Source organism: Dyella sp. BiH032, from assembly GCF_031954525.1.
Taxonomy (GTDB): Bacteria; Pseudomonadota; Gammaproteobacteria; order Xanthomonadales; family Rhodanobacteraceae; genus Dyella_D.
Genome location: NZ_CP134867.1, coordinates 1,299,804 through 1,315,032, shown reverse-complemented (window position 1 = coordinate 1,315,032; position 15,229 = coordinate 1,299,804). Strand labels below are relative to the sequence as shown.

At 69.7% G+C, this 15,229-nt stretch carries 10 protein-coding genes; 8 read left to right on the top strand and 2 right to left on the bottom strand.

Translation table 11 applies throughout. The annotated features are described in order from the left end of the window. Positions 1-102: 102 nt before the first annotated feature. The 7 genes from RKE25_RS05680 to RKE25_RS05650 all read left to right on the top strand — a co-directional run bounded on the left by RKE25_RS05680 (position 103) and on the right by RKE25_RS05650 (position 9,750). Positions 103-1,440, top strand: a complete 1,338-nt coding sequence (locus RKE25_RS05680; RefSeq protein ID WP_311841285.1) for an amino acid permease — start codon at positions 103-105, stop codon at positions 1,438-1,440. Positions 1,441-1,562: 122 nt separating this feature from the next. Continuing rightward, complete coding sequence (locus tag RKE25_RS05675) at positions 1,563-2,096, top strand: 2Fe-2S iron-sulfur cluster-binding protein (RefSeq protein ID WP_311841284.1); 534 nt, start codon at positions 1,563-1,565, stop codon at positions 2,094-2,096. Further along, positions 2,093-4,369 carry a molybdopterin cofactor-binding domain-containing protein gene (locus tag RKE25_RS05670; RefSeq protein ID WP_311841283.1) on the top strand — a complete coding sequence of 759 codons (2,277 nt, stop codon included), beginning with the start codon at positions 2,093-2,095 and terminating at the stop codon, positions 4,367-4,369. Before RKE25_RS05675 ends, RKE25_RS05670 begins: the two co-directional genes overlap by 4 nt. A 247-nt stretch (positions 4,370-4,616) precedes the next feature. Continuing rightward, complete coding sequence (locus RKE25_RS05665; RefSeq protein ID WP_311841282.1) at positions 4,617-7,031, top strand: TonB-dependent receptor; 2,415 nt, start codon at positions 4,617-4,619, stop codon at positions 7,029-7,031. A 28-nt stretch (positions 7,032-7,059) separates the two neighbouring features. Continuing rightward, a complete protein-coding gene (locus RKE25_RS05660) occupies positions 7,060-7,248 on the top strand; it encodes a hypothetical protein (protein WP_311841281.1) in 189 nt (62 codons plus the stop codon). 94 nt (positions 7,249-7,342) lie between these two features. After that, positions 7,343-8,608: an FAD-dependent oxidoreductase gene (locus tag RKE25_RS05655; protein ID WP_311841280.1), complete on the top strand. Its 1,266-nt coding sequence runs from the start codon at positions 7,343-7,345 to the stop codon at positions 8,606-8,608. After that, complete coding sequence (locus RKE25_RS05650; RefSeq protein WP_311841279.1) at positions 8,605-9,750, top strand: alpha-hydroxy acid oxidase; 1,146 nt, start codon at positions 8,605-8,607, stop codon at positions 9,748-9,750. The genes RKE25_RS05655 and RKE25_RS05650 overlap by 4 nt, the downstream gene beginning before the upstream one ends. Positions 9,751-9,770: 20 nt before the next feature. Here the strand turns inward: RKE25_RS05650 and RKE25_RS05645 are convergent, their stop codons facing one another. Both RKE25_RS05645 and RKE25_RS05640 read right to left on the bottom strand, forming a co-directional pair. Further along, positions 9,771-11,750, bottom strand: a complete 1,980-nt coding sequence (locus RKE25_RS05645; protein ID WP_311841278.1) for a hypothetical protein — start codon at positions 11,748-11,750, stop codon at positions 9,771-9,773. Between the two features lie 72 nt (positions 11,751-11,822). Beyond that, positions 11,823-12,881 carry a hypothetical protein gene (locus tag RKE25_RS05640; RefSeq protein ID WP_311841277.1) on the bottom strand — a complete coding sequence of 353 codons (1,059 nt, stop codon included), beginning with the start codon at positions 12,879-12,881 and terminating at the stop codon, positions 11,823-11,825. Between the two features lie 243 nt (positions 12,882-13,124). Between RKE25_RS05640 and fusA the strand changes: the two genes are divergently transcribed. Beyond that, complete coding sequence (gene fusA, locus RKE25_RS05635; protein ID WP_311841276.1) at positions 13,125-15,164, top strand: elongation factor G; 2,040 nt, start codon at positions 13,125-13,127, stop codon at positions 15,162-15,164. The last annotated feature ends 65 nt before the right edge of the window (positions 15,165-15,229 follow it).

The window sequence follows — 15,229 nt, the reverse complement described above, 5'->3', positions numbered from 1 at the left end:
GGGGCCGGTTTTTTTGGGGACGCGCGCCTGGCCCCGCCCTTGCCCGCTCTCCCATAACCCGCCATGCTCGCCGCCAGTTTTTTCCACAGGGCGAACCCTTCCATGAGCGATACCCCGGCATCCGGCTACGTGCGGCGACTGACCTCCTGGGATGCCGCCATGATCGTGGTCGGCGGGATCATAGGGGGCGGTATCTTCCTCAATCCCGGCATCGCGGCGCAGCGCACGGAGTCGGGCCTCGCCCTGCTGCTGGTCTGGGTCGGCGCCGGCCTGCTCACCTTGATCGGCGCGCTCTGCTACGCGGAACTGGGCGCGCGGCGTCCGCATGCCGGCGGCAGCTACGTGTATCTGCGCGAAGCATTCGGTTCGCTGGCCGGCTTCCTGTTCGGCTGGACCATGCTGCTGGTGATCTATTCCGGCTCGGCCGCGGCAGTGGCGACCATCTTCGCCAGCTACGCCTCGGGCGTGTTCGGCCTGCCGACCTCCACCATCAAGCCACTGGCGGCCGGCGCGCTGGTCTTCGTGGCCGGCATCAACCTGTTCGGCCTGAAGCTGGGCGCGCAGGTGCAGAACCTGTTCACCCTGCTGAAGCTGCTGGCCGTGGCGGTGCTGGTGGTGTGCGGCCTGTTCCTGGCCGGCGCGAACGGAGCCGGCGTGCTGGCGACGGACCCGGCGCGCAGCGATGTGGGTTTCATCGGTGCGGCGCTGCCGGTGCTGTTCGCCTATTCGGGCTTCACCTATCTCAACAACCTGGCCGGCGAGGTGCGGGAGCCGCAGCGGACGCTGCCGCGTGCGTTGTTCATGGGTATGCTGCTGGTGATCGCGGTCTACGCGCTGGTGAACGTGGCCTACCTCGCGGTGCTCGGCCATGACGGGCTGGCGGCCAGCACCACCCCGGCGGCGGACGTAATGAACCGTGTGTTCGGCCCGGTGGGCGCCAAGCTGATCGCCATCGGCATCGCCATTTCCACGCTCGGCTTCTGCAACATCACGCTGGTGGCCGGCGCGCGCGTGCTGCAGGTGATGGGTGCCGACGGACTGTTTTTCCGTAGCGTCGCGAAGCTCCATCCGCGTCATCGCACACCGAATGTCGCGCTGCTGCTGCTGTCGGGCTGGGCAGTGCTGCTGGCCATCTCGGGCAGCTACGGCCAGCTGCTCGACTACGCCACGTTCGGCGACTGGCTCGCCTGTGCGCTGGGCGTGGCCACGCTGTTCTGGTATCGCCACCGCCAGGGTGCGGAGGCGAGCTTCCGCGTTCCGGGGTACCCGCTGCTGCCGCTGATCTTCGTGGGCGTGGTGGCCTGGGTCGTGATCGAAACCATGCGCAGCAATCCGGTCAATGCCGGCATCGGCGTGCTGATCATGGTCGCCGGCGTGCCGGTGTACTACGTCTGGCGCAAGCTGTTCCCGGTCGCCGCCGCAGGCCCAGGCGCCGACTGAGCCCCGCTTTTCGCGGTCGTCCGCCCCCAGCATGAACGCGGGGCGGTCTTTTCGCGCCCGCGCAGTCCCCAAGCCCGCCGCCGCGATGCCACAATGCGCGGATCGGCAAGGAGAGTTCCACGATGGCGCAGGCCCAGGCCCTGGCAAGCAATCCGACCAGCAACATCACTCCCGAGAAGGTGCGCGACGGCGTCGACCTGGAGATCAACGGCCGCCGATTCCGCCATTCCGGCGACCCGGACATGCCGCTGCTGTGGTACCTGCGCGACGTCCTGCGGCTCACCGGCACCAAATACGCGAGCGAGCACGGACTGGGCGGCGCCGACCTGGTGCTGGTGAACAACAAGCTGACGCCGGCCTCGGCGGTGCGCGTGCACGAGCTGGCCGACAAGAAGATCACCACCGTCGAAGGGCTCGCCGCCGCCGACGGCAAGCTGCATCCGCTGCAGCAGGCCTTCGTGGACGAGGACGCCATCGGCTGCGGCTATTGCACGCCCGGCTGGCTGATGGCCTCGCTCGACCTGCTCAACCGCCATCCCCAGCCGAGCGACAACGACATCGACCAGTTGCCCAATCTGTGCCGCTGCGGTTGCCAGACGCGCGTGCGCCGCGCGATCAAGCGTGCGGCCGCAGCCATGGCCGGAGGCCGCGCATGAGCCGCCGCGACGACACCGCCCCGACGCCCGCGCTGCCGGCGCGCCGCCGTTTCCTGCAGGTGATGGCCGGCACCGCCGGCGCCCTGATCGTCGGCGTGCGCCTCGCCGAGGCGGGCGAACCGCCGGTGCCGCCTGCCATGCTCGGCGATGCCCTCTACGGCCTGGGCGCCTACGTGCGCATCGATGCCGACGGCAACGTACTGATCGGCGCGCGCGATCCGGAAACCGGCACCGGCACGTCCACCGCCCTGCCCCGCATCGTCGCCGACGAACTCGACGCGGACTGGTCGCGAGTGAGCGTGGTGCCGCTGGGCCTGGGCGTGGAGAACGGCAACGGCGAACCGCGCTGGATCTACGGCCACCAGATCGGCGGCACTGGCAGCTCCGTGCCGGCCGCATGGAGCGATCTGCGCCAGGCCGGCGCGCTCGCGCGCTGGCTGCTGATGCAGGCCGCCGCGCGCCGCCTGGGCGTGCCGGCCGACCGCCTGCGCACGCAGGGGGGCGCGGTGATTTCGCCGGACGGCCGCCGCTTCGACTACGGCACGCTGGCCGAAGCCGCCTCCAAGGTCGCGCCGCCGCCGAGCCCGGTCGCGGTGAAGACGCCCGACCGCTACACGCTGATCGGCCAGCCGGCCGGCGACGTGGATGCGCGGGCCATCGTTACGGGCCAGGCCCAGTTCGCCATCGACAGTCATTTCGGCGATTCGCTGGTCGCCGTGCTGCTGCACTGTCCATGGACCGACGGCGTGCTGGCCGACAAGGATTTCCGCGACGCCGAAGCCGTGAAGGGCGTCGTGAAAGTGGTGGAGCTCCGGCCCGAGCCCGGCCTGCTGCCGGGCGAGACGCCGCTCGCGCCTTCCGTCGCCATCCTGGCGGAGGACACCTGGGCGGCGCTGCAGGCTCGCGCCAAGCTCAAGCTGCAATGGAAGGCCGGCCCCAGCGGCAGCGAATCCAGCGCCACGCTCGAACAGCAGGCCACCGAGCTGGTCAATGCCAAGGACGCCGCGCCCACCACGCGCGTGCGCAACGACGGCGACGTGGATGGCGTCGCGAAGAAGGCCGCACGCCGCGTCGACGCCACCTACGTGCAGCCGTGGCTGGCGCACGCCACGGCGGAGCCGATGAACTGCCTGGTCCGCGTGGACAAGGACCGCGCCGTGCTGGTCGTGCCCACCCAGGCGCCGCAGCGTGCGTGGTCGGTGGTGCAGCGCCTGACCGGCTTCAAGCCCGACCAGATCGAGATCCGCGTGCCGCGCGTCGGCGGCGGCTACGGTCGCCGCCTGGACCACGACTTCGTGGCTGAAGCGGTGATGCTGGCCAAGCTCGCCGATCGCCCCGTGCGCCTGCTGTGGACGCGCGACGAGGACCTGACGCACGACTTCTACCGTTCCGCCAGCGTGCACAAGCTCAGCGCCACGCTGGACCGCAAGCGCCAGATCGCCAGCTGGGAACAACGCATGGCCAGCGCCTCCGCGCTCGCGCACCGCGGCACGCCGGAACAGCGCCTGTGGACGTCCGAAGTGGACGTCAACCAGATGCCCGCCGGGCTGGTGCCGAACTACCGCAGCGACTGGTACGCCGTGCAGTCGGCGCTGCCGCGCGGCCCGCATCGCGGCATGCCACACGTCGGCAATGCCTTCGCGGTGGAGAGCTTCATCGACGAGATCGCGCACGCTCTGAAGGAAGACCCGCTCGACACGCGCCTGCGCCTGCTCGGCGATGCGCGCGAGGTGCCGCTGCAAGGCGGCGGCTCGTTCGACACCGGGCGGCTGATCAACGTGCTGAAGCTGGCCGCCGACCGCATCGAGTGGAAGAACTGGCTGCGCACGGTGAACGGCCTGGGCATCGCCTGCTGGCACATGGACGGCGCCTACGTGGCGCACGCGGTCGAGACCTCGCTTCAGGGCAACAAGCTCACTATCGAACGTGCCGTCTGCGTGGTGGACGTGGGCCGCGTGATCAATCCGCTCGGCCTGGAAGGCCAGGTGGCCGGCGCCACGCTGGATGCGCTCTCGAGCGCGCTCAATCTCGCCGTCACCTTCAAGGACGGCCAGCCGCAGCAGCGCGACTACAAGGAGTATCCGCTGGCGAGCATGGCGCAGCTGCCCGACAGCGTGGACGTGATCGTGGTCCCCGGCGATCGCGATCCTGCCGGCGCAAGCTTCCTCGCCATGCCCACCGCGGCGCCGGCCCTGGCGAACGCCGTGTTCCGCGTGAGCGCGGTGCGCGTGCGCCGCCTGCCGCTGATGAAGGAACTACTGCGGCTGCTCTGAAGCAGCCGCACGGACGCGCGCCGATCGCACAGGGAACGTGGCGTACGACCACCCTCGCCAACCTGCCCGCATTTTGAACGTGGCGCCACGCCGCCACGCGTCTCGCTCATGCACGACCGGCGTGAACACCATGTGGAGGCTCGCGCACCACTGACATGTCCGTCGTGTGCGCTGCCTGGGTTTTCAGCGACCGCGCGCGTCGCTTAGTCTGCCCGTCGGGGGGACGATATTCACCGGGGAGGGTGGAATGCACTACTCACGCAAGACCGTGCTTTGCACGGCCATCGCGCTGGCCGTGGCCGGCTTCGCCGCGTCCGCGACGGCACAGGATGCCAAGAGCGCCGACACGGCGCAGGCCGCACCGTCGGCCGACCAGAAGAAAGCGACCAATCTCGAGGGCGTCACCGTGCTCGGCTCGCGCCGCGTCGGCGGATCGGAAACCGAAACGCCGGTGCCGGTCGACGTGATCCCCATGCAGAAGCTGGCCGAACAGAGTCCGCAGTTCGACCTCGCGCAGAACCTGCAGTACACGGTGCCGTCCTTCACGTCGGTGCGGCAGACCGGCGCCGACAACGCCGACCTGGTCGACTCGGCCGCGCTGCGCGGCCTCGGCTCGGACCAGACCCTGGTGCTGGAAAACGGCAAGCGCCGTCACAGCGTGGCGCTGGTGAACCTGTTCGGCGCACGCAACCGCGGCAACACCGGCACCGACCTCAACGCGATTCCCTCGCTCGCCATCGAGCGCGTCGAAGTACTGCGCGACGGCGCCGCGGCGCAGTATGGATCCGACGCCATCGCCGGCGTGATGAACATCGTGCTGAAGAAGAGTCCCGGTTGCGAGGGCGTGACCGGCTTCGGCGAATACACCCGCGGCGACGGCAAGAACTACCTCACCTCGGCGTACTGCGGCTTCCGCTTCGACAACGGCGGCAGCGTCGGCGTAACCGCGGAATGGCAAAAGCGCGGCCGCTCCAATCGCTCCGATCCGGACAGCCCGCGCATCATCGGCGACACCAAGGTCGACAACGAGACGCTCTACGTCAACGGCGAAGTGCCGGTCGCCGAATCCGCCCACCTGTACTTCACCGGCGGCATCCAGAACCGCTCCGCGTCTTCGGCGGCGTTCGCGCGCGGCGGTATCGGTTCGGACGACATTCCGTCGCGCAACTCGGCGGCGATGTACCCGGATGGCTTCGTGCCGTACATCAATGGCGCCATCAAGGACCGCTACGCCATCCTCGGCGTATGGGACAACTTCGGCGACTGGCGCGCCGACCTGTCGCAAACCTACGGCTACAACGCGCTGCAGGACAACATCAGCAACACGCTCAACGCTTCGATCGCCAACGCCGACCTGCTCGCCGGCGGGCCCGGCCTGAGCCCCAACCGTTTCCACGCGGGCGGTTTCTCGTTCGAGCAGGAAACGACCAACCTCGATCTGTCGCGCTATTACGGCGACATCCTCGCCGGCCTCAACATCGCCTTCGGCGCGGAATACCGCCGCGAGAATTACCGCATCAAGCCCGGCGAGCCGGGCTCGTACATCGATGCGGACGGCCCCGGCGGGGGCAGCGCGGGCAGCCAGGGTTTCCCCGGCTTCCAGCCCGGCGACGCCACCAACCAGAGCCGCCACAGCTACGCCGCCTATGCCGACGTGGAAACGGATTGGACGGAGCGCTTCCTCACCGACGCCGCGGTGCGCTACGAGCACTACAGCGACTTCGGCTCCACTACCACGGGCAAGCTGGCCGCGGCCTTCCACGCCACCGACAAGCTGTTGCTGCGCGGCTCCTTCTCCACCGGCTTCCGCGCGCCCTCGCTGCAGCAGCGCTGGTTCTCCTCCACCTTCACCGACTTCGTCAGCGGCCAGCCGGTCGACGTGGTGCTGGCGCCCAACGGCGGCGCGATCGCCAATGCCGCGGGCATCCCGCCGTTGAAGGAAGAAAAGTCCAGGAGCTACACCCTGGGCGCGACCTGGTCGCCGCGCAACGACCTGCAGTTCACCCTGGACGGCTATCGCATCGACATCGACGACCGCATCGTGCTGAGCGGCCGTTTCGACACCAGCGATCCGAACATCGGCGCGATCCTCGAACGCCTCGGCGTGGGCCAGGCGCAATTCTTCGTCAACTCCGTCGATACCACGACCAAGGGCCTGGATTTCACCGCCAGCCATCGCATAGACCTGGGCGGCGGTACGCTGCGCACGAACTTCGGCTTCAACCGCTCGTTCACCCGCGTCAAGCGCATCCACGCTCCGCCCGCGCTGGCCGGCCGCGAAGACGTGCTGCTGTCCGACCGCGAACGCCTGTTCCTGGAGGACGGGGCGCCGAGTTCGAAGGCCATCCTCGGCTTCGATTACGGCCGCGGTCCCTGGGAGGCAAGCTGGAAGTTCATCTACTTCGGCCCGATGACCCTGGGCACCTTCAGCGGACCGCCCGTGCCGAACCAGCACTACGCCGACAAGACCTCCGCCGACGTCAGCGTGACCTACCACTTCAACGACCAGATCAAGCTCACCGTCGGCGGCGCGAACATCTTCGACAAGTTCCCGACGAAGCAGAATCCGGACGAGACGGACAACGGTTTCAAGTACGAGGCCGTGCAGTTCGGCTTGAACGGCGCCGCGTGGTTCGCGAGGCTGGCGGTGGACTTCAAGTAAGACGTTCCCAGGCCGCGCTGACGGCCCGATGAAGATGCGGCGAATGGCGGCATGCCCGCCATTCGCCGCACCGACTCTGGCGATCTCTCTCCAGTCCGACGCTCACGCGCTGGGCACGCGCGTTCGCGTGCTCGCGCGCCCGGCCTCGGAGTCCTACGAATTGCCGCTGTTCCGCGCCATCCCGCGTAACGCCCGCTGCCTGTCCGCGAAGGACTGAAACCACGGCACGCATGCGCATGCCTTGGTTTCGCGGGCGTCGCGACACGAAAACCACGGCGTCGGGAAATCACACAACGGCAAGGAGAAAGATCATGCAGACGCGTCCTCGTGTCGCGATCGTAGGTGGCGGCGTCGCCGGTGTCGCCAGCGCCATCGCCCTAGCGGAAAAGGGTTACGCCGTTAGCCTGTTCGACGCCCTTCCGCTGCTTTCCGGCACCAGCAACAACACGCCCGGCCGGCTGGGCATGGGCTTCCACTACGCGACGCCGAATACCGCGGCCATGCTCTTCGATACCACCATCGACCTGGTGACGCGGTACCCGCACGCCACGCTCGGCCGCCAGCTTCCCTTGGGACATCCGCTGCGGCGCGCGCAGTACTTCGTCGCGCGCGACTCGCTGTTCGGCACCGAGGAAATCGCCGCGGTGCACGACATGCTGGCCGAACGCTATGCCCGGGCGTGGCAGCGCTCCCACCGCGCCCTGCCGTTCGGCGAACCGGGCTCCTTCCTTCGCCGCCTGCGCGAAGAAGAGTATGGCGCCTACACCAATCCGGACGAGATATGCATGGGCGTGGACACGGCCGAAGTGCTGATGGACTGGCCCGAGATACGTTCCCGCCTCGACGCACAGGTGCGTGCGTCGCCGCGCATCGATGTTTACGAAGGCCATGCCGTGGAAGCCCTGCACCACAACCGGAAGTTCGCATGGTCGGTCGGTGCCCGTGGTCCGGACGGACGCCTGCATCGCTTCGACGCGCAGATGGTGATCAACTGCGCCTGGCAGAACATCGACACGGTCAACGCCATGGCCGGCCTGCCCGTCCAGGAAGGCGCGGTCAACCGGCTCAAGGTGCTGTTGCGCGCGAAGCTGCCGCCGCGCCTCCGCGAGCGGTCCTCGATGTTTTTCTGCATGGGGCCGTTCGCCATGTTCTCGAACATGAACGACGGCGAGGGCATGATGACTTATGCGCCGGTGACCAATATCGGCGCCGCGCAGGCGGGCGACGAGGAAGCGCTGGCGAAGATCAACCGCATCCTGTGCGGCGGCGTGGACGCCGCCGAATCGCAGCGCCTTGCCGACGCCTTGCGCCACGGCGTGGCACGCTTCATCCCAGCCATGGGCGAAGCCGTGCCGGTTACCCTGAAGTTCGGTGTGGTGCGCACGCGCGGCGAATGCGATCTCTGGGACAAGGACAGTGACGTCCATCATCGCGATTACGCGGGCGTACGCGTTGAGTCGGACGACTTCATCACGAACGCGGCCACCAAGCTGATCTACTTCGCACGCAACGCCGACCACGTGGCGGCACGGGTGGGCCAGTGCATGCCGCTGGAGCGTGCGGAATACGCGGCATGAAGGACGCGTGCGCCGGTTGCGCTGGCGTGGACGACTTGCGCGCCATCGCGGCGCGACGCCTGCCACGGTTCCTGTTCGATTTTCTCGATGGCGCCGCGGAGCTCGAACGCACTGCGGCAGCCAACCGGGAGGCATTCGCTCGCACGTTGTTGTATCCGCGCGTGCTCCGCACCTGCCTGCCGGTAGATGCCACGGTGCATTTTGCGGGGACCGCTTGCGCCCTGCCCCTGGTGCTGGCGCCGCTGGCGTTCGCGGGATTGTTCCACCCGGGACAGGAGCAGGCCGTGGCGCGCGCCGCGGCAGCCGCCGGAGTGCCGCTGTGCCTGGCCATGGCATCCATCGCCGGCATGGAAGAAGTGCGCGCCGCCGCGCCGACGGCCGAACTGTACCTGCAGCTGTACATGCTGCGGGACCGCGGCATGGTCGAAGACATACTCCAGCGCGCGCAGGCCATCGCCGTGCGAGCGCTGGTGCTGACCGTGGACGTGCCCGTGCACGGGCGCCGCTATCGCGACGTGCGCAGCGGCTTCTATGGCCTGCCGCGCATGGATGCGCGCATGCGCCTGGACGTGCTGCGCCATCCGCGCTGGGCGTGGTCGCGCCGGCACCTGGCCACGCCGCGCTTCGGCACCATCGCCCGCTATGCCGATGGCGAAAGCGCGGATTTCTTTCTCCGCGAGGTCGACCCGCAACTGCGCTGGTCCGACGTGGCATGGCTGCGCCGCCACTGGCCGGGCCAGCTCTGGATCAAGGGCGTGCTGCATCCGGAAGATGCCGCCGAGGCATTCGCGCAGGGCGCGGATGCGCTGGTCGTCAGCAATCATGGCGGCCGCCAGCTCGACGGCAGCCTCGCCGTACTCGATGCGCTGGCGCGCCTGCGGGATCGCCTGCCCAGCCACGGCCCGCTATTCGTCGACGGAGGCATCCGCGAAGGGGCCGATCTCGTCCGGCTGCGCGCGCTGGGCGCCGAAGCCGGCTGGATCGGGCGGCCCTGGGGTTATGCCCTGGCAGCCGCGGGCGAGGATGGCGTGCGCCACATGTTGGATGGGTTCGGCGAGGAGCTGCGCATTGCCATGGCTCTGCTGGGCAAGCGCCGCTGGTGCGATATCGACGACAGCGTGTTGGCCGGCGCCAGCGGCTGAAACTTTCCGCTACCGCGCGCTCAATGGAACTGGTCGCTCGCCGGCACCCACGATGCCGGCGCCGTCGCCGCCTTGGCCGGCGCGGCTCGTCCTGCCGGCAGGCGATCGTCCACGCACCCCGGCGGCAATGGCCCACCCGTCACCCGCGCCGTCGCGCACTGCGCACTGTTGTCCAGCTTGATCGGCCCCGCAGCCGGCGCGGCGGAGGCGGCGGGCGCCGGCGGCACCAGCGGGTTGGCCGGGGCGAGCTTCATCTTCTCGTAGACCTTGTCGTCCACCGGCTTCGGCGGCGGATCGCCGTTGCCGCAACCGAACAGGCCCACCGGGAACAGCGGCATCACCACGCACTCCACGCGCACGCCACGCGGCAGGTGGAAGGTGTGGCGCACGGTGGTCTTCTCTACGGCGCGGCGCAGCGCCGTGTCGATCGAACTCTCGCCTTCGGGCGTCCAGTCCTTCTCGAAACGCGTGGACTTGTAGCCGATGTTCGGCGCGCGGTGTTCCATGATCTCGGTGTTGCCGCGCGGCTGCAGCTGCACATAGCTGCCGGTGACGCCCTGCTGGCCTTCGCCGGCTCCGCTGCCGGGCCCGTTGCCCTGCCCGTTCCCCTGGCCATTTCCCTGGCCCGGCGGAAGAGAAAGATTGAGCCCGCTCTTGCCCGGCCCGCCCGGCGAAGACGCGACACCGTTCGCCGAAGCCCCGGGTGTGCCGGTCTCGCTGCCCTGCGGCGTCGCGTTCGGCGCGCTGCTCTTGCCCGGCTCGGCGCCCTGCGCCGTCTGGCCCGCCGGCGCACTGCTGGTGGGACCGGCCTGGCTCGACGCGGCCTGGCTCGCCGCGTTCGCTGCGGCCGGCTGGTTCGCCGCCTGGGCCGCTTCGGCGGCGGCCGCCGGTTCCGGCTGGATCTGCGGACGCTCCAGCGATGGCGCGCGATCGAGCGCGACGGCCTTGGGCGCCGCGGTTTCCAGGCGCGGCGCCTGGGGCTTGTCGAGGCTGGGACGCGCGTTCTCCGTGAGCGGCACGGCTTCGAGTTCCGCCTCGGCGACGCGGATAGAAGGCGCCTGGACGCGGGCCTGCTCCTTCGGCACCACGGCCGTGGTCACGTTCGCCTGGGTCTGCAGATTCACTGTCGGCGCGGCCTGCGCCGGCAACGGCACGGCTTGCAGCTCGGGCTCGCTGGGTGCGGCGACGGTTTCCGCGCGGATGGCCTGCGGCGGACTGGGCGGCGTGGGCTTGGGCACCGCGTGTTCCATGGCGATGGCCGGCGCGCTCACCTGCGGGGCCGATGGCGCCGGCACGTCCGGCAGTGCGAGCGACGCTGGCGGCGGCATCGGCTGCGTGCCTTCGGCCTGCGCCTTGCGCACGGGCTCGGGCTGAAATTTCGGCGGCACAGGCTGCGGTGCCGGCGGGGTCTCCAGCGTGACTTGCGGCGGCTCGGCGCTGGTCGGCACCGGCTGCAATTCGGGCGCGGGCGACGGCTTGGGCAAGGTGACGGCCGGCCGCGGCGCGGCGACCGGCTCCGGCTTCGGCGCACTGGGATGCGCCTTCACCACGACCACGGGCGTCTCCAGGGCGGGGACCGGCACCGGCGCGATGTCCGCGTCGGTGCGGGTGGAGTTGGTGCTGGCGCGCTGCGTGCGCACGACGGTGGGTGCACCGCCGGCCTTGCGCACGGGGCCCACTTCCTTCGGCGGCGTGCCGCGCACCGGCGGCGGGGGCGGCGGCTCGTCCTTCTTCTTCTCGATCAGGCGTACCTGCAGCGCGGGAGTGTGCTCCGACGGCGGCTCGACCAGGTCGTAGGCAGGCCCCAGGATCGCGCCGAACAGCACCGCCAGATGGACCAGCAGCGCGCCCAGCAGGCCCAGCAGTCGCAGCAGGCGATCGCGCGGGCGCTCCTTGCGGCGATTGCGGTAGACCGCCGCGCGCGTGGCCGCTTCGCGCGGCGAAGGCAGCGACACGATGACGGGGGCCGCGCTGGACGGTTCCTGGGGAGGCGAAGACATGCGGCGCAGTGTAGCGGGCGGAACCGGCGTTCCGCTGCGTCGCGCCGGACGGCCGGGGTCGCCTCGCGAGGCTCAGCCGCCGTTCGCTTTCGCCTTCGCTTCCTTCGCGGCGCGCTCGCGCAGTTCCGCGTCCACGGCGCGGGTGGGCGTGTCCACCGGACAGCCGTGCGGCAGCGGCTTGCCGTCGCGGTAGATCGCGATGCACGCCTCTTCGCTCGGCGGCGGCTCCGGCGGACCGGGAGGCGGCGCGAGCGAACGGGCCGGCGCCATGCTGAGGCGCTCGTCGCCGTCCTTGGCCGACGGCGGCGAGGGCGGATCGCCGCCGCATCCGCCGGCCAGCGCCGCGAGCGCCACCGCGCAATGGATGCGCAGGCCAGGCGCGAGGGTGACGGTCTTCTTGACCGTGGTCTTGTCCACCAGGCGCTTGAGCGCGCTGTCGAAGGCGTTGCCCTTGTCCCAGTCCTTGTCGAAGCGCGTGGCCTGGTACTTCACCGGCGTGTCGTGCCGCATGACCTGGCCGTCGCCCACCACGCCGCGTTCCACGTAGCCGGCGGTGGACGCCGGCGCGGGCCCGGTGGCGGGCAGCAGCGGACGGCCGTCCGCACCGTAGAGGCGTGGTGCCGGTGCAACCGCCGCAGGCGCGCTCGAGGCCGGTGCCGGCGTAGGCAGGCTGGCGGTCATCGCGTTCTTTGCCGGCGGCTCGCGCACGGGCGCCACTCGGGGTGCGGGCGGCAGCGGGGGTGGCGATGTCTCGACGGGAGGCGGCGCCGAGGGGCGCACCGCACCGCGCGGGATGAAGCGCACCTGCAGCGCATCGCCGCTGCGCGGCGGCGGCAGCGGCTCGCCAGGGCGCGGACGCATTTCCCACCAGGTCAGGGCGACGAAGACCAGATGCAGCGCCAGCGCCGCGGACACGCCCACCCAGAATCGCCGCCGATCGCGCGGCGGCCGGCGCCAGCGCAGCTGGTGCAGCAGCGCGCGGGTCGGACCGTCCAGCGGCGCCAGGCCGCGGTCGCGCCCTTCCGGAGCGTTCCAGCGGTGATGTTCGACCTGCGGTGCGTGTTCGATGACGGTGACCTTGGCGCGAAAGTGAAGCCCGCGTGGAGGACCGCACGGGAACAACCAAGACAAGTCCGACCCGCCGGGGTTCCCGCACCGGTTCCCGCGCCAGTTCCCGTGCGGTGCAGCTTGACCCTGCCGCCCGCCGGCACAAGGCTATGCGGACGGCGCCTCCGCGCCGTACTCCCGCCATGACCGCCCCCGCGTCCCGGACGCCCGGACCCGCCATGACGGCCCGCCATCGCCAGCCGCTTCGCGCGGCGTCGTGCGGCGCCGCAGGTCGACGACCGCACTCTGCTAGAGGAGGGTCGCATCGTGTCGTACAACACGGAAAACATCCGCAACATCGCGCTCGCCGGCCATGCCGGCGCGGGCAAGACCACGCTGTTCGAGGCCTTGCTGCATGCCGGAGGCGTCATTCAGACGCAGGGATCGGTGGAGCGCGGCTCCACGCAATCGGATACCGACAGCCAGGAAAAGGCGCGCGGCCATTCCATCGATAGCTGCGTCGCCGGCATCGACCTTCCCCACTGCCATCTCCAATTGATCGACACCGCCGGCTACGCGGATTTCCGCGGCGGCGCGCTGTCGGCATTCGCGGCGGTCGAGACCGTCGCCATCGTGGTGAATGCCGCCAACGGCATCGAGTACGGCACGCGCCGCATGATGGAGCGCGCCCGCGAGCGCGGCCTCGCGCGCGTGCTGGTGGTCAACAAGATCGACGCCGACGTCGCGCGCCTGGGCGACCTGGTGGACGCCTTGCGCGAAGAGTTCGGCAACGAATGCCTGCCGGTGAACCTGCCCGCCGAGGGCGGCACGAAGGTGCTGGACTGCTTCTTCCACCGCGACGGCGCCACCGATTTCTCCTCGCTGACCGAAGCGCACCAGCGCATCCTCGACCAGGTGGTGGAGATCAACGAAACGGTGATGGGTTCGTACCTGGACGCGGGCGAAGAAGCGCTCACGCCCGAGCAGCTGCACGACGCGTTCGAGCAGTGCCTGCGCGAAGGCCATCTCGTGCCGATCTGCTTCGTCAGCGCGCGCACCGGCGCGGGCGTGGCGGAGTTCCTGGAACTGGCGGAGCAGCTGCTGCCGAATCCGGCCGAAGGCAATCCGCCGCCGTTCCTCAACGCGAAGGACGAGCCCATCGACGTCACGGCCGACCCGACGAAGCACGTCATCGCGGACGTATTCAAGATCGTCAACGACCCCTTCGTCGGCAAGCTCGGCGTGTTCCGCGTCTGGCAGGGCACGATCCGCCGCGACACGCAGCTGTTCATCGACGACGGGCGCAAGCCGTTCAAGGTGGGGCATCTGTTCCGCCTCAACGGCAAGCAGCACGTGGAGATCGAGCAGGCCATCCCCGGCGACATCGCCGCGGTGGCGAAGGTGGAGGACATCCATTTCGATGCGGTACTGCACGATTCGCACGACGAGGACCGCATCCATCTCGCGCCACTGCGCTTTCCGCAACCGATGTTCGGCCTGGCACTGGAGCCCAAGCACAAGGGCCAGGAGCAGAAACTGTCGCAGGCGCTGTCGCGGCTGGCCGAGGAAGACCCTTGCTTCCGCGTCGAGCATCATAAGGAACTCAACGAGACCGTGGTGCGCGGCCTGTCCGACCTGCACCTGAAGGTGATGCTCGAACGCATGAAGGAACGCTATGGCGTGGAGGTGATCACCCACCCTCCGCGCGTGGCGTATCGCGAAACCATCGCTTCGCGCGCCGACGGCCACCATCGCCACAAGAAGCAGACCGGGGGCGCCGGGCAGTTCGGCGAGGTGTTCCTGCGCGTCGAGCCGCTGGACCGCGGCGCGGGTTTCGAATTCGTCGACGAAGTGAAAGGCGGCGTGATCCCCAACCAGTTCCTGCCGGCGATCGAGAAAGGCGTGCGCCAGGCGATGGAAAACGGCGCCGTGGCCGGCTATCCGATGCAGGACCTGCGCGTGACCGTGTACGACGGCAAGTACCATCCGGTCGACTCCAAGGAAGTGGCCTTCGTCTCCGCCGGCAAGAAGGCCTTCCTGGACGCCGTAGGCAAGGCGCGCCCGGTGGTGCTGGAGCCGATCGTCGACGTGGAAGTGGCGATTCCGGAAGCCAATGTGGGCGATGTCACCGGCGGGCTCGCCGGCAAGCGCGCGCGCATCCTCGGCACCGACACGCAGCGCGGCGGCGAGCTGGTGATCAAGGCGCAGGCGCCGCTGGCGGAACTGATCGACTACCCCTCCGAGCTGAAGGCGGTGACCGGCGGCCGCGGTCGCTACAGCCTCGACCTGAGCCACTACGAGCCGGTGCCTTCTCCGGTGCAGAAACAGCTCAGCGAGGCATGGAAGCCGAAGGTCGAGGAAGACTGACGCCTTCTTCACCGCCCAAGATGGGCGCAGTGCCGGTGCTTGAGCCGCGCCACCGCGCCGCCATG

Coding starts and splice junctions, on each gene's coding strand:
- RKE25_RS05650 (WP_311841279.1), top strand. CDS start 8,605: ATGAAGGACGCGTGCGCCGGTTGCGCTGGCGTGGACGACTTGCGCGCC.
- RKE25_RS05655 (WP_311841280.1), top strand. CDS start 7,343: ATGCAGACGCGTCCTCGTGTCGCGATCGTAGGTGGCGGCGTCGCCGGT.
- RKE25_RS05670 (WP_311841283.1), top strand. CDS start 2,093: ATGAGCCGCCGCGACGACACCGCCCCGACGCCCGCGCTGCCGGCGCGC.
- RKE25_RS05665 (WP_311841282.1), top strand. CDS start 4,617: ATGCACTACTCACGCAAGACCGTGCTTTGCACGGCCATCGCGCTGGCC.
- RKE25_RS05675 (WP_311841284.1), top strand. CDS start 1,563: ATGGCGCAGGCCCAGGCCCTGGCAAGCAATCCGACCAGCAACATCACT.
- RKE25_RS05645 (WP_311841278.1), bottom strand. CDS start 11,750: ATGTCTTCGCCTCCCCAGGAACCGTCCAGCGCGGCCCCCGTCATCGTG.
- RKE25_RS05660 (WP_311841281.1), top strand. CDS start 7,060: ATGAAGATGCGGCGAATGGCGGCATGCCCGCCATTCGCCGCACCGACT.
- RKE25_RS05680 (WP_311841285.1), top strand. CDS start 103: ATGAGCGATACCCCGGCATCCGGCTACGTGCGGCGACTGACCTCCTGG.